At 43.1% G+C, this 14991-nt stretch carries 15 protein-coding genes and 1 tRNA gene; 14 read left to right on the top strand and 2 right to left on the bottom strand.

Features of this window, described 5'->3' with window-relative positions:
• Positions 1-46: 46 nt before the first annotated feature.
• From ABID27_RS06660 to rpsR, 13 genes are all read left to right on the top strand, one after another.
• Positions 47-517, top strand: a complete 471-nt coding sequence (locus ABID27_RS06660) for a ferrous iron transport protein A (RefSeq protein WP_253365044.1) — start codon at positions 47-49, stop codon at positions 515-517.
• On the top strand, positions 517-2670 hold the full coding sequence (gene feoB / locus ABID27_RS06655; protein ID WP_354281204.1) for a ferrous iron transport protein B: 2154 nt from the start codon (positions 517-519) through the stop codon (positions 2668-2670). Before ABID27_RS06660 ends, feoB begins: the two co-directional genes overlap by 1 nt.
• On the top strand, positions 2671-2820 hold the full coding sequence (locus ABID27_RS06650) for a FeoB-associated Cys-rich membrane protein (RefSeq protein ID WP_435533070.1): 150 nt from the start codon (positions 2671-2673) through the stop codon (positions 2818-2820).
• 85 nt (positions 2821-2905) lie between these two features.
• Positions 2906-3496 (top strand): DNA-directed RNA polymerase subunit delta, encoded by a 591-nt coding sequence (gene rpoE / locus ABID27_RS06645; RefSeq protein ID WP_253365046.1) that lies wholly within the window; start codon positions 2906-2908, stop codon positions 3494-3496.
• A 145-nt stretch (positions 3497-3641) separates the two neighbouring features.
• Positions 3642-5246, top strand: a complete 1605-nt coding sequence (gene pyrG / locus ABID27_RS06640; protein ID WP_354281116.1) for a CTP synthase — start codon at positions 3642-3644, stop codon at positions 5244-5246.
• Positions 5247-5314: 68 nt separating this feature from the next.
• A tRNA-Leu gene (locus ABID27_RS06635) sits at positions 5315-5400 on the top strand.
• A gap of 163 nt (positions 5401-5563) precedes the next feature.
• Complete coding sequence (locus ABID27_RS06630) at positions 5564-6445, top strand: class II fructose-bisphosphate aldolase (protein ID WP_253365050.1); 882 nt, start codon at positions 5564-5566, stop codon at positions 6443-6445.
• A gap of 294 nt (positions 6446-6739) precedes the next feature.
• Positions 6740-6928, top strand: a complete 189-nt coding sequence (gene rpmB, locus ABID27_RS06625; protein ID WP_001140949.1) for a 50S ribosomal protein L28 — start codon at positions 6740-6742, stop codon at positions 6926-6928.
• Positions 6929-7062: 134 nt separating this feature from the next.
• A complete protein-coding gene (locus ABID27_RS06620) occupies positions 7063-7428 on the top strand; it encodes an Asp23/Gls24 family envelope stress response protein (protein WP_222347130.1) in 366 nt (121 codons plus the stop codon).
• A gap of 2 nt (positions 7429-7430) precedes the next feature.
• Positions 7431-9092, top strand: coding sequence for a DAK2 domain-containing protein (locus ABID27_RS06615; RefSeq protein WP_354281113.1), 1662 nt, complete (start codon positions 7431-7433; stop codon positions 9090-9092).
• Between the two features lie 132 nt (positions 9093-9224).
• Positions 9225-9515 carry a 30S ribosomal protein S6 gene (gene rpsF / locus ABID27_RS06610; protein WP_253365053.1) on the top strand — a complete coding sequence of 97 codons (291 nt, stop codon included), beginning with the start codon at positions 9225-9227 and terminating at the stop codon, positions 9513-9515.
• Positions 9516-9524: 9 nt separating this feature from the next.
• On the top strand, positions 9525-10019 hold the full coding sequence (locus tag ABID27_RS06605; RefSeq protein ID WP_253365054.1) for a single-stranded DNA-binding protein: 495 nt from the start codon (positions 9525-9527) through the stop codon (positions 10017-10019).
• 35 nt (positions 10020-10054) lie between these two features.
• Positions 10055-10294 carry a 30S ribosomal protein S18 gene (gene rpsR, locus ABID27_RS06600; RefSeq protein WP_049618463.1) on the top strand — a complete coding sequence of 80 codons (240 nt, stop codon included), beginning with the start codon at positions 10055-10057 and terminating at the stop codon, positions 10292-10294.
• An 88-nt stretch (positions 10295-10382) separates the two neighbouring features.
• Here the strand turns inward: rpsR and ABID27_RS06595 are convergent, their stop codons facing one another.
• Together ABID27_RS06595 and ABID27_RS06590 are read right to left on the bottom strand one after the other, a co-directional pair.
• On the bottom strand, positions 10383-11027 hold the full coding sequence (locus ABID27_RS06595; protein WP_253365055.1) for a DUF1129 domain-containing protein: 645 nt from the start codon (positions 11025-11027) through the stop codon (positions 10383-10385).
• A gap of 24 nt (positions 11028-11051) precedes the next feature.
• Positions 11052-11996: a magnesium transporter CorA family protein gene (locus ABID27_RS06590; protein ID WP_253365061.1), complete on the bottom strand. Its 945-nt coding sequence runs from the start codon at positions 11994-11996 to the stop codon at positions 11052-11054.
• Between the two features lie 127 nt (positions 11997-12123).
• Between ABID27_RS06590 and uvrA the strand changes: the two genes are divergently transcribed.
• Positions 12124-14952: an excinuclease ABC subunit UvrA gene (uvrA, locus tag ABID27_RS06585; RefSeq protein ID WP_354281110.1), complete on the top strand. Its 2829-nt coding sequence runs from the start codon at positions 12124-12126 to the stop codon at positions 14950-14952.
• Positions 14953-14991: the final 39 nt, after the last annotated feature.

The following is a 14991-nucleotide window of genomic DNA, read 5'->3' as shown; positions in this document are numbered from 1 at the left end:
ATAAAATAGAAATCTATACCACATTTTGTATCGGAGGTCAAGAAACTTGATTTTGCTAGATGCAAGGGTCTCCTGCCCTTATGAAATAATATCTATCGAACTGCCAGATGACAGTGTGCATCATTTGGCGAATCTGGGATTGAAAGTTGGTTCACGCTTGGAATTGGTATCGAAAACCAAGCAGAGCGCTATTGTCATGTTAAAGGCTAATCGCTTAGCTTTTGATGCTTCCATCTTATCTAAGGTAGAAGTGAGGGAGGCTGCAAATGAGGTGGCAGTAATCTCTTTATCTGAGCTCCCTGTTGGACGATTTGCTACTATTCAAGGGATTTTTGCGGTCAATGAATCCAAACGCCGCTTGATGGATATGGGATTAACACGGCATACAAAAGTGTATTTGCGCAAGGTGGCCCCTTTAGGAGATCCTATAGAAATCAGTCTGAGAGGCTATGAACTTAGTTTACGGAAGTCAGAAGCCCAGCTCATTAGCGTGGCGCCTATCGAGGAGGAAAAATGATGACACAGATTGCATTGATTGGAAATCCGAATTCGGGAAAGACGACCTTGTTTAATTTATTGACGGGATCACGCCAGCGAGTGGGAAATTGGCCGGGGGTAACGGTCGAACGCAAAAGCGGAACTGTACGCAATCATAGCGACTGGACGGTGCAAGATTTGCCAGGTATTTACTCCATGTCTCCCTACAGTCCGGAAGAAAAGGTGGCTAGAGATTACCTCTTGAGCCCGCATGTAGATGCTATTTTGGATGTGGTAGATGCGACAAATCTGGAGCGAAATCTGTATCTGACGACGCAGTTGATTGAGACTGGAGTACCAGTGACCATTGCCTTAAACATGACGGATTTACTGCAGGCGCAAGGCAGAACGATCAATATGGAGAAAATGGCTTATTTGATGGGGACGCCAGTTGTTGCGATTAGTGCGCTGCACAATACTGGGGTGGATAAGGCGGTGAAGGTGGTGGCTCAGCCAAGGCATAACCAAGTTGATGCTTCAGTTTTTCCAACCTATGATGATAAATTTGAAGCTGCCTTGGCCCAGATTGTAGAGGTTTTAGGCAATAGCGTTTCAGAAAAATCTAGCCGTTTTTATGCCATCAAATTATTCGAAGGGGATAGTTTGGTCTGGTCGGAGATGCCTCTATCTGCTTTTCAGGAGAAAGAGATTAAGGATATCATCTGTATCACAGAGGAAATTTTCATAGAGGATGCGGAGTCTATCGTGGTCAATGAGCGCTATGCTTTCATTGAAAAAGTCTGTCAGTTGGTGCAAAGTCAGGAAAGTGACTTTAAGCTCAATTTGTCCGATAAGATTGACCGTGTGGTGACCAATCGTATCTTAGCGCTGCCGATTTTTGCGCTAGTCATGTATCTGGTCTATTACTTATCCATTCAGACTGTTGGGACAATGGGGACGGACTGGGTCAACGATGTTTTGTTTGGAGAGTGGATTCCAGAAACTGTTCGATCTTGGTTAGAAAGTCTAGCGGTTGAGTCGTGGTTGCAGTCCTTGATTATAGATGGGATTATTGCCGGCGTGGGGACTGTTCTAGGCTTCTTGCCACAGATTATCGTGCTCTTTCTCTGCTTGGGCGTTCTGGAAGATAGCGGCTACATGAGCCGGATTGCCTTTGTGATGGACCGTGTGTTTAGACGTTTTGGTCTTTCGGGCAAATCCTTTATTCCGATGTTGATATCAACGGGATGTGGTGTGCCAGGGATTATGTCCAGTCGGACGATTGAGAACGAGCGGGAGCGAAAAATTACGATCATGACAACGACCTTTATGCCTTGTTCGGCTAAGTTGTCAATTATCGCCTTGATTGCAGGAGCGTTTTTTCCGCAAACTCCGTGGGTGGCTCCGAGCACCTATTTTGTCGGATTTGGCACCATCATTCTCTCAGGAATTGCGTTGAAAAAGACAAAGGCCTTGAGTGGTGATACCAGCCCGTTTATTATGGAATTACCAGCCTATCATCTCCCTAAATGGACGGCGGTTCTTCGTTACGCTCTGGGGAAAGGTTTGAGTTTTGCCAAACGAGCAGGTACTATTATTTTCAGCTTGACGGTCTTGATTTGGTTTTTGTCCAACTACAATCTCCGTCTGCAAGCAGTCGAAACGGATCATTCTCTGCTGGCTAGCTTAGGTCGTGGTTTGGCTTGGATGTTTACACCGCTTGGTTTTGGAAATTGGAAGGCGACCGTTGCGGCTATCACGGGACTGGCGGCCAAGGAAACGGTGGTTGCTACTTTTGGGATTCTTTATAACAATCCTGATGCGGGAGAAACGAGTAAAGTTTTGTGGCACAGCTTGCAGCAGGATTACTCTGCGCTAGCAGCTTATTCATTTCTTGTCTTTAACCTCCTGTGTGCTCCATGTTTTGCGGCCATGGGAGCTATTAAGCGTGAAATGGCTGAGTGGAAATGGACCTTGTACGCCATCGTATTTCAGACATTCTTGGCTTATGTGGTCAGTCTAGTGATTTATCAGTTCGGACTGGTATTTCTCTATGGACAAACCTTCAATTTATGGACAGGAGTAGCTGGATTGGCTTTGCTTGGTATGGGGTATTTCATTATCCGTAAACCTCGTACGGCTACGGAAAAAGTCATTGGCTTGGATAATTTAGCAGCTTGGAAAGAAGGATAAATGATGGCAACAATTATTATTGCAGCGCTCATTGCGCTCGCTGTCGGACTCAGTATTCGACATACGATATATCAAAAAGGTTCTTGCGGAGATTGTCATGTGGACTGCCCGGTGAGAGAACAAATGCCGCATTCGCACAAAGAAGGATAGAAAGTTGATTTGCCTTGGTAATATCTTTGACTATTTGCGAAAATTAGCGTAAAATAGCAAGGAAAGACAAAAAAGGAGAATAGCCTTGGAATTAAATGTATTTGCAGGACAAGAAAAAAGTGAATTATCAATGATCGAGGTGGCGCGTGCTATCTTGGAAGAACGTGGTCGTGATAATGAAATGTACTTCAATGACTTGGTAAACGAAATCCAAAATTACTTAGAAAAATCAAACAGCGAGATTCGTGCTGCGCTTCCAATCTTCTATTCAGACTTGAATGTGGATGGCAGCTTTATTCCTCTAGGTGAAAACAAGTGGGGTCTTCGTTCATGGTATGCAATCGACGAAATCGACGAAGAAGTGATTACACTTGAAGAAGACGATGAAGATGCACCAAAACGTAAGAAAAAACGTGTTAATGCCTTTATGGATGGTGATGACGATGCCATTGATTATGGTAACGACGATCCTGAAGATGAAGATTCATACGACGATGAAGACGTAGAAGAAAATACCTCATACGACGAAGAAAATCCAGATGACGAAAAAGATGAGGTCGAATCATACGATTCAGAAATCAACGAAATCATCCCAGATGATGACTTGGAAGAAGACGTTGAATTGAATGAAGAAGATGATGATTACTCAGACGATGACTTAGAAGAAGTTGAGTAATTTTTCAGAGTTCGATATTTGACAAGTAACCGAAAATAGTTTATAGTATTGTTCGGGCACCTCTTTTAGAGGTCAGAAAAAAGCTCCCTAGTTTCTAGGGGGCTATTTTGTTTTTCCCAGAAGAGAAGATACAAAAGGAGTAAATATGACAAAGTATATTTTTGTAACAGGTGGTGTGGTATCATCCATCGGTAAAGGGATTGTGGCAGCCAGCTTGGGTCGCTTATTGAAAAATCGTGGTCTTAAAGTAACCATCCAAAAATTTGATCCCTACATCAACATTGACCCAGGGACGATGAGTCCTTACCAACACGGAGAAGTTTATGTCACTGATGATGGGGCTGAAACTGACCTTGACCTCGGTCACTACGAGCGTTTCATTGACATCAATCTCAACAAATACTCAAACGTGACAACAGGTAAGATTTACAGCGAAGTCCTGCGCAAAGAACGTCGTGGGGAATACCTAGGAGCAACTGTTCAGGTTATTCCACATATCACCGATGCCTTGAAAGATAAAATCAAACGCGCGGCGGTGACAACAGACTCAGATGTGATTATCACTGAAGTTGGTGGAACGGTTGGTGATATTGAGAGCTTGCCTTTCCTTGAAGCCCTTCGTCAAATGAAAGCAGATGTGGGGTCTGACAATGTTATGTACATTCACACGACACTTTTGCCATATCTTAAAGCAGCGGGTGAGATGAAAACCAAACCAACCCAGCACTCTGTTAAGGAATTGCGTGGACTTGGTATCCAACCAAACATGTTGGTCATTCGTACCGAGCAGCCTGTTGAGCAAGGAGTTAAAAACAAACTGGCCCAATTCTGTGATGTTGCGCCAGAAGCAGTTATCGAGTCTCGCGATGTTGAGCACTTGTATCAAATCCCGCTCAATCTTCAAGCACAACAAATGGACCAAATCGTTTGTGATCACCTGAAATTGGATGCGCCAAAAGCAGATATGACAGACTGGACAGCCATGGTGGATAAGGTGATGAACCTTAAGAAAACCAGAAAGATTGCCCTTGTTGGGAAATACGTGGAATTGCCAGATGCCTACTTGTCTGTTGTTGAAGCTCTCAAACACTCAGGCTATGAAAATGATGCAGCCATCGACTTGAAATGGGTCAATGCTAAAGATGTGACTGCAGACAATGCAGCAGCCTTATTGGGTGATGCTGATGGGATTATCGTCCCTGGTGGCTTTGGTCAACGTGGTACAGAAGGAAAAATACAAGCCATTCGCTATGCACGTGAAAATGATGTGCCAATGCTTGGAGTCTGCTTAGGTATGCAGCTGACCTGTATTGAATTTGCCCGCAATGTTCTTAATCTTGAGGGGGCAAACTCAGCTGAGCTAAATCCAGACACAGCTTACCCAATTATTGACTTGATGCGTGACCAAGTTGATATTGAAGATATGGGTGGTACCTTGCGTTTGGGACTTTATCCATGTAAATTAAAAACTGGTTCAAAAGCAGCTGCAGCTTACAATAATCAAGAAGTGGTGCAACGCCGTCACCGTCACCGTTATGAATTTAACACTAAATTCCGTGAGCAATTTGAAGAAGCTGGCTTTGTCTTCTCAGGTGTGTCACCAGATAATCGCTTGATGGAAATCGTTGAGTTGCCAGATAAAAAATTCTTCGTAGCTGCTCAATATCACCCAGAGTACCACAGCCGTCCAAACCATGCTGAAGAGCTTTACACAGCCTTTGTGACTGCTGCAGTGGAAAATGGAAACTAATTTTCAATTTTTTTGAAAAAAGTTGTTGACAAGGAACTAGTGTCATGGTATACTGATTCTTGTGTTAAGCGGAAATGGCGGAATTGGCAGACGCGCAGGACTAAGGATCCTGTGACCGCTTTAGGTCGTGGGGGTTCAAGTCCCCCTTTCCGCAGAGGTAGACAGGTTTTGTGCCTGTCTTTTTTTTTTTGTTGCAATTTATAAAAGAAAATTATGAAAGCGCATAGAAAATCAGATTAGACTAGCCATTTCTATGAAAAAATGGTAGAATAGAAGGGTATGGGGATAACCCCAAAAAATAATAGGAGGCGATTCTAATGCCATTAGTTTCAGCAGAAAAATTTGTCAAAGCAGCTCGTGAAAACGGATATGCTGTTGGTGGATTTAATACAAACAACCTTGAGTGGACACAAGCTATCTTGCGTGCAGCAGAAGCTAAACAAGCTCCAGTTCTTATCCAAACTTCAATGGGTGCAGCAAAATACATGGGTGGTTACAAAGTAGCTCGCAACTTGATTGCTGGTCTTGTTGAGTCAATGAACATCACTGTACCAGTTGCTATCCACCTTGACCACGGTCACTACGAAGATGCACTTGAGTGTATCGAAGTTGGTTACACTTCAATCATGTTTGACGGCTCACACCTTCCAGTTGAAGAAAACCTTGCAAAAGCTAAAGAAGTAGTTGAATTGGCACACGCTAAAGGTATCTCAGTTGAAGCTGAAGTTGGTACTATCGGTGGTGAAGAAGATGGTATCATCGGTAAAGGTGAATTGGCACCGATCGAAGACGCTGTTGCTATGGTTGCTACAGGAATCGACTTCCTTGCTGCAGGTATCGGTAACATCCACGGTCCATACCCAGCAAACTGGGAAGGTCTTGACCTTGACCACTTGAAAAAATTGACTGAAGCTGTTCCAGGTTTCCCAATCGTATTGCACGGTGGTTCAGGTATCCCTGACGAACAAATCCAAGCTGCTATCAAACTTGGTGTTGCTAAAGTTAACGTTAACACAGAATGCCAAATCGCATTCGCTAACGCTACTCGTAAATTTGCAGCAGCTTATGAAGCAAACGAAGCAGAATACGACAAGAAAAAACTCTTCGACCCACGTAAATTCTTGGCTGACGGCGTAAAAGCTATCCAAGCATCAGTTGAAGAACGCATTGACGTATTCGGTTCAGCGAATAAGGCGTAAAACTGCGAACAAATCTTTGATTTGGAGCAAACAAAGCTTAATTGAATAAAGTGAAGGAGATCTGATTATTCACAGATCTTTTTCTACTTTGTAGTGGAGAATATAGGTTATCTGCGAACAAATCTTTGATTTGGAGCGAATAAAGCGTAATTGAATCAAAAAGGAAAGATTTGATTATTCAGGTCTTTTTCTTCTATAGAAAAAAGTTCTTGCATCAAGGTTTGAATTGTGGTAGAATAGTCTAGTATGTGGTGCTAGCACATCCTTGATTATACTACGTAGGAGGAAATACAAATGGCTAAAGTATGTTACTTTACAGGTCGTAAGACTGTTTCAGGAAACAACCGTTCACACGCTATGAACCAAACAAAACGTACTGTTAAACCAAATCTTCAAAAAGTTACTGTCTTGATTGACGGTAAACCTAAAAAAGTTTGGGTTTCAGCTCGCGCTTTGAAATCAGGCAAAGTTGAACGTGTTTAATAAAAAGAAGTGATCCAGTAGGGTCATTTTTTGTTGTAAAAGTCAAGAAGATATCGGTTGTCACAATCTTCTTTTTTACAGGAGATTGAAATTATGGTAAAATAGTGTGATAAAACTATTTGAGGTAGCAAAATATGACTGTTAAAATCAATACAAAAGACGGCCAAATCGAATTGACTGATGACGTGATTGCCACAGTTGTCGGTGGCGCTACAACTGAAATTTTCGGTGTAGTCGGTATGGCGAGTAAGTCAGCCATCAAGGATAATTTTCAGGCCCTCCTTCGTAAGGAAAATTATGCCAAAGGTGTTGTTGTTAAAACGACTGAAGAAGGAAACATTGCGGTTGATGTTTACACTGTCATGAGTTACGGTGTCAAAATCAGCGAAGTTTCTCGCAATATCCAAGAACGTGTAAAATTCAATCTTGAAAATCAACTTGGAATTGCAGCAGATACTGTCAATGTTTATATTCAAAATATTAAGGTCGTAGGAGAATAATTGTGTCAAAAATTACAACTAGTTTATTTCAAGAAATGGTGCAAGCAGCATCTTCTCGTTTGAATAAACAAGCAGAATATGTGAATTCATTGAACGTTTTCCCGGTTCCAGATGGAGATACTGGTACAAATATGGGGATGACGATTACAAACGGTGCCAAAGAAGTAGCAGATAAACCTGCTTCAACAGTTGGTGAAGTTGGTCAAATCTTATCAAAAGGTCTTTTGATGGGAGCTCGTGGAAACTCAGGTGTTATTACTTCACAATTGTTCCGTGGTTTTGGTCAATCAATCAAAGGTAAAGTTGAATTGGATGGGAAAGACTTGGCGCACGCCTTCCAAAATGGTGTAGAAGTTGCCTATAAAGCAGTTATGAAGCCAGTTGAGGGGACAATCCTGACGGTTTCTCGTGGTGCTGCAACGGCTGCTCTTAAAAAAGCTGAAGAGACAGATGATGCAGTTGAAGTGATGCGCGCCACTCTTGAAGGTGCTAATCGTGCCCTTAAGAAAACCCCTGAGATGCTTCCAGTTTTGAAAGAAGTTGGTGTGGTAGACTCAGGTGGTCAAGGTTTGGTTTATATCTATGAAGGTTTCTTGTCAGCATTGACAGGAGAATACATCGCTTCAGAGGAATTCCAAGCAACTCCAGCAGTTATGACTGAAATGATCAATGCGGAGCACCACAAATCTGTAGCAGGACACGTTGCGACAGAAGACATTACCTACGGTTACTGTACAGAAATCATGGTTGCACTTCGTCAAGGTCCTACTTATGTAAAAAATTTCGAGTACGAAGAATTCCGTAACTACTTGAACGACCTTGGGGATTCTCTCCTTGTAGTCAATGATGATGAGATTGTCAAAGTTCACGTTCATACAGAAGATCCAGGACTTGTTATGCAAGCAGGTCTTCAATATGGTAGCTTGGTAAAAGTCAAAGTGGACAACATGCGTAATCAGCATGAGGCTGTTCTTGAAAAAGATAGTTACCAAAAGCCAGCTGAGCGAAAAGAATATGCAGTGATTGCTGTCGCAGCAGGTGAAGGCTTGACAGATATCTTCAAATCACAAGGTGTTGACTATGTGATTTCAGGTGGACAAACCATGAATCCATCAACAGAAGATTTCGTTAAAGCAATTGATTTGGTTAATGCACGTAACGTTATCATCTTGCCAAATAACAAAAACATTTTCATGGCGGCTCAATCGGCAGCAGAGGTTGCAGAAGTTGCTGTTAAAGTGATTGAAACACGCACAATTCCTCAAGGATTCACAAGTCTCTTGGCATTTGAACCAAATGCGTCTATCGAAGATAATTTTGAGGCAATGACAGCATCGCTTGCAGATGTGAAAAGCGGTAGCGTGACAACGGCGGTTCGTGATACAACTATTGATGGGTTAGAAATTCATGAGAATGACAACCTTGGTATGGTTGATGGAAAAATTGTTGTGTCAAATCCAGACATGATGGAAACCTTGGAAAAAACATTTGCTAAAATGTTGGATGAGGACAGTGAAATCGTGACAATCTACGTCGGTGAAGACGGAAGCAAGGACTTGGCTCAAGAAATTGCAGATGACTTAGAAGAAAAATTCGAAGATATCGAAGTAGAGATTCACGTAGGAAATCAACCGGTTTATCCATATCTTTTCAGTGTCGAATAAATAGAAAAGTAGGCCCTAGCCTGCTTTTTTCTTGCTTTTCTTGTACATTATGGTATAATAATTTCTTGTGAGTATCCCTCACTTACCTGCACCGATGAGTGTAGGTCATTAGACCAAAAGGAGGAACTATCAATGGCTAAATACGAAATTCTTTATATTATTCGTCCAAACATTGAGGAAGAAGCTAAAAACGCTTTGGTAGCACGTTTTGACGCTATCTTGACTGACAACGGTGCAACTGTTGTTGAATCAAAAGATTGGGAAAAACGTCGTCTTGCATACGAAATCAAAGATTTCCGCGAAGGACTTTACCACATCGTAAATGTTGAAGCAAACGATGATGCAGCTCTTAACGAGTTTGACCGTTTGTCAAAAATCAACGGCGATATTCTTCGTCACATGATCGTCAAAACTGACGCGTAAGGATAGTGTATGATTAATAATGTAGTACTAGTTGGTCGTATGACCCGCGATGCAGAGCTTCGTTACACACCGTCAAACCAAGCTGTTGCGACTTTTACTTTGGCTGTTAACCGTCAATTTAAAAATCAAAATGGTGAACGTGAAGCGGACTTTATTAACGTTGTTATTTGGCGCCAGCAAGCTGAAAATTTAGCAAACTGGGCTAAAAAAGGTGCCTTGGTTGGAATTACAGGTCGTATCCAGACTCGTAATTACGAAAATCAGCAAGGACAACGTGTCTACGTGACGGAAGTTGTTGCGGATAATTTCCAACTTTTGGAAAGTCGTACTGCACGTGAAGGTCAAGGTGGTGGTTACAACGCTGGGAATTCATATTCTGGTGGAAATGACTACAATTCATCTTATCAAACACCTGCACAATCTACACCAAACTTTGCACGCGAAGAAAGTCCATTTGGTACAACCAATCCAATGGATATTTCAGATGATGATCTTCCATTCTAAGGATGGACTGAATTAAAATTATAAAGGAGAAAAACATGGCTCAACAACGTCGTGGCGGTTTCAAACGCCGTAAAAAAGTTGACTTCATCGCAGCTAACAAAATTGAATATGTTGATTACAAAGATACTGAGCTTCTTAGCCGTTTCATCTCAGAACGTGGTAAAATCTTGCCACGTCGTGTGACTGGAACTTCAGCTAAAAACCAACGTAAAGTAACAACAGCAATCAAACGTGCTCGCGTTATGGCTCTTTTGCCATTCGTAAACGAAGATTAAAAAAAGAGGTCCTATGGACCTTTTTCTTTTGCTTTGAGAAAAAGAGTGACTACTATGCAAAAAAAACAGACTAGTTTGGTCTGCTTTTTTATTGTACAGGCTGCATAGCGCTGCGAATATTGAGTTGTTTTTTCAAGTAGTAACGTAATCCAAAGGCGATTGCAGCGATGATAATCGTAGCGATTGGTGATAGGGTTGGGTTGATGGCTGCTGGAATCAGAGCTGCTAGGAAGAAGACAATTGACCAAGCAAGAGTCGTTAAAATCAGATAGAAAATAGCTTTCCAAAATTTAGGACGCTGGCCGACTTTCCCCATGTTACGGTAAATGAGGTGATACATGAGATAGATTCCAGCTCCGACGCCAAATCCGATGGTCAAGAAAGTGAGAAGTCCGTACTGCGTTCCAGAATGGAAGAAGTTCATCAAGCCGTTGACAAGGCCTAAAATTCCTAAAATGAGCAGGCTAGAGTCAACCCACATGAGCCAAGGGTTGTCATTAGTTTCAGGAACAGTGTTGCTGTCCTCTGATTTTGTAAAGCTCTTGGCCCAGTCGCTAGGTGCGCCATAGAGGCCGCGAGCTGTAATTCCTTTTTTCTGATTTTCAATGATAGTTGGGAGGACTTCTTCAAGAAGCTCTTTGATTTCTTGGTCTGACTTGCCGTCACGGATGAGTTGGCTTGTCGCAATGTGGATAAATTCTTGATTTTTTTTAGTTAATTCTTGTAATTCCATTTGACTGTCTTTCTATGTGGGGACCTAGAACCATCTTTTGCGGATGAAGTAGAAGGTGAGAGAGAGGCTAATCGCAAAGGCTGCGAAGATGACCCATTCAAAGGCGTGAGGAATGTCGTTGAAGGGGATGGTATTGTCTTTGAAGTTCATTCCATAGGCTGAAAAGACCATGGTTGGAATGGATAAGACGATGGTTGCCAAGGCTAGTGTCTTCATGATGGTGTTCTGGTTGTTGGAGATGATAGAGGCGTAGGCTTGCGTCATGGAGTTCAAGATGTTTCCATAGATATCAGCCATTTCCAAGGCCTGCTGCGTTTCGACCATGGTATCTTCTAGCAAGTCTTCGTCTTCTTCGTACTTGCGTAAGAGGCTGGATGACCCAGATAATTTTTTGACGATTCGCTCGTTCATTTTCAGGGACGCCTTAAAGTAGACAATGGTTTTTTCCAATTCCATGAGGACAATCAATTCTTCATTTTTTGTGGCTTCATGGAGTTGACTTTCAATTTCTTCGCTTTTCCGGTCAATGGTCCGCAGGGCTGAGAGGTAGAGTTGTGCGTTGCGGTAGAGAATTTGGAAAACGAAGCGTGATTTCATAAAGGTGTAGAAATTCCGCAATCGGTGATGGATAAATTGATCAAAGAGAGGCAATTTTTCCAGACAGGTAGTGATAATCGAATCCTCTGTCAAGATAATACCGAGCGGGATGGTGACGTAGTAGGTCATGTTGTTGCGTTCTTCGAGAATGGGAACGTCAACGATGATGAGCTTGTAGTCGTCTTCAACCACGATACGGGAACTTTCTTCCGCATCGAGTGGAGCACGTAAGTCGGTAATGTCGATGTTAAAATGTTCGGCGACTTCCATTGACTCGCTCTGGGAAGGGTTTACCAAGTTAATCCAAGCACCTGGTTGGAATGTTTGGATTTCTTCTAAATCAGTAATTGTAGAAAGAAAAATTTGCTTCATACAGGACCCTCCTCAGTTGAATTTTAGCACACAAGGCGCATCCCCTATTATACCAAAAATGGATGTAAAGGAAAAGTTTTTTATAGAAAATGTGTTATAATAGTGAGGTTTAAGAGGTAAAGAAAATATGCAAGATAAGATTGTAATTCATGGGGCTCGCGCCCACAATTTAAAGAATATTGATGTGACGATTCCGCGGGATAAGCTGGTCGTTGTGACGGGCTTGTCTGGCTCGGGTAAGTCCAGTTTGGCCTTTGACACCCTGTATGCGGAGGGGCAACGGCGCTATGTGGAGAGTTTGTCGGCCTATGCACGTCAGTTTTTAGGGAATATGGAAAAGCCAGATGTGGATTCGATTGAGGGGTTAAGCCCAGCGATTTCAATTGACCAGAAGACGACGTCGAAAAATCCTCGTTCTACGGTTGGGACGGCAACGGAAATTCATGACTACCTTCGTTTGCTCTATGCCCGTGTCGGAACTCCTTACTGTATCAATGGGCATGGAGCCATTTCAGCTTCGTCTGTTGAGCAGATTGTGGATGAGATTTTAACCCTCCCTGAGCGCCAGCGTCTCCAGATTTTGGCACCTGTTGTGCGCAAGAAAAAAGGGCAGCACAAAACGATTTTTGAAAAAATTCAAAAAGATGGTTATGTCCGTATCCGTGTCAATGGGAAAGTCTATGACGTGACGGAAGTTCCCGAGTTGTCAAAGAGCAAGAAGCATGATATTGAGATTGTTGTCGATCGTATTGTGATTAAAGAGGGTGTTCGTTCTCGCTTGTTTGACTCGGTTGAGGCGGCTCTGCGTCTAGCGGATGGCTATGTGGTCATCGATACCATGGATGGCAAGGAATTGCTGTTTTCAGAGCACTATGCTTGTCCAGTCTGCGGCTTTACAGTTCCTGAGTTGGAGCCTCGTCTCTTTTCTTTCAATGCGCCATTTGGCTCTTGTTCGGAGTGTGATGGATTGGGCATGCGTCTGGAAGTGGACACGGATTTGATTGTGCCAGATGCGAGTAAGACGTTGAGAGAAGGAGCGATTGCACCGTGGAATCCAATTTCATCTAATTATTACCCAAGTATGCTCGAGCAAGCCATGACACAATTTGGTGTTGATTTGGACACGCCTTGGGAAAAGTTGTCCTCAGAAGAGCAGGATTTGGTTTTGAATGGCTCGGATGGGAAAGAATTCCATTTCCACTATGAAAATGATTTTGGCGGCGTCCGCGATATTGACATTCCTTTTGAAGGCGTAGTGACAAATGTGAATCGTCGCTACCACGATACCAATAGTGATTACACGCGCAATGTCATGCGTGCTTACATGAATGAATTGACCTGTCAAGCCTGTCACGGCTACCGCCTCAATGACCAAGCCTTGGCTGTTAAGGTGGGTGGTCAAGAGGGACTTCACATCGGGCAGATTTCAGACTTGTCTATTGCAGACCATCTGGAAGTCTTGTCCAAGTTGCAACTGTCAGAAAATGAAGCTACTATTGCAACGCCGATTGTCAAAGAGGTTCGGGATCGTCTGACTTTCCTCAGCAATGTTGGTCTGGATTATTTGACCTTATCTCGGACAGCGGGTACCTTATCAGGTGGAGAAAGTCAGCGGATTCGCCTGGCGACGCAGATTGGTTCCAACCTATCAGGTGTTCTCTATATTTTGGATGAGCCGTCGATTGGCCTCCATCAACGAGATAATGACCGCTTGATTGATAGCCTTAAAAAAATGCGGGATTTGGGCAATACCTTAATCGTGGTGGAACATGACGAGGATACCATGATGGCAGCGGATTATCTGATTGATGTGGGACCAGGTGCAGGTGTTTTTGGCGGGGAAATTGTTGCTGCTGGAACACCAACACAAGTTGCTAAAAACAAGAAATCCATCACTGGTCAATATTTGTCAGGCAAACGGACGATTCCTGTGCCGACAGAACGTCGTGTTGGCAATGGACGTTTTCTAGAAATCCAGGGAGCGACAGAGCACAATCTACAAAATGTGACGGCACGTTTCCCACTTGGAAAATTCATTGCTGTTACAGGTGTGTCTGGCTCAGGTAAGTCAACGCTTGTCAATAGCATTCTCAAGAAGGCGGTGGCTCACAAGCTCAACAATAATTCGGAGAAACCAGGCAAGCACAAAGCCTTAACGGGGATTGAGCATGTGGATCGCCTCATTGATATTGACCAAAGTCCGATTGGTCGTACACCGCGTTCCAATCCAGCGACCTATACAGGTGTATTTGACGATATTCGTGATTTATTTGCCCAGACAAATGAAGCCAAGGTTCGTGGGTACAAGAAAGGGCGTTTCTCTTTCAATGTCAAGGGTGGGCGCTGTGAAGCCTGCTCGGGTGACGGAATTATCAAGATTGAGATGCACTTCCTACCGGATGTCTTTGTTCCGTGTGAGGTCTGTCATGGCCGCCGTTACAATAGTGAGACCTTGGAAGTTCACTACAAGGAAAAAAATATTGCTGAGATTTTGGATATGACGGTCAATGATGCAGTAGAGTTCTTCAAGCACCTACCAAAAATTGAGCGGAAATTGCGGACTATTCAAGACGTTGGCTTGGGTTATGTTACCTTGGGCCAGCCTGCAACGACCTTGTCAGGAGGAGAAGCTCAACGGATGAAATTGGCTTCAGAACTTCATAAACGCTCAACTGGTAAGTCTCTCTATATCTTGGATGAGCCGACGACCGGTTTGCATACAGAGGATATTGCTCGTCTTTTGAAGGTCTTGTCACGCTTTGTCGATGATGGCAATACGGTCCTCGTTATCGAGCACAATCTTGATGTCATCAAGACAGCTGATCATATTATTGACCTAGGACCTGAAGGTGGTGTTGGTGGCGGAACCATCGTTGCTACAGGTACGCCAGAAGAAGTTGCGGCCAATCCTGCAAGCTATACAGGCCAATACCTGAAACCAAAATTGAACATGTAAAAACAGCTTTCGAGCTGTTTTTTGCATGTTAGATAGCTT

The organism is Streptococcus gallinaceus (genome assembly GCF_040545695.1).
GTDB lineage: Bacteria > Bacillota > Bacilli > Lactobacillales > Streptococcaceae > Streptococcus > Streptococcus gallinaceus.
The sequence above is the reverse complement of the archived record's forward strand: the minus strand, read 5'-3'. Positions and strand labels throughout refer to the sequence as shown.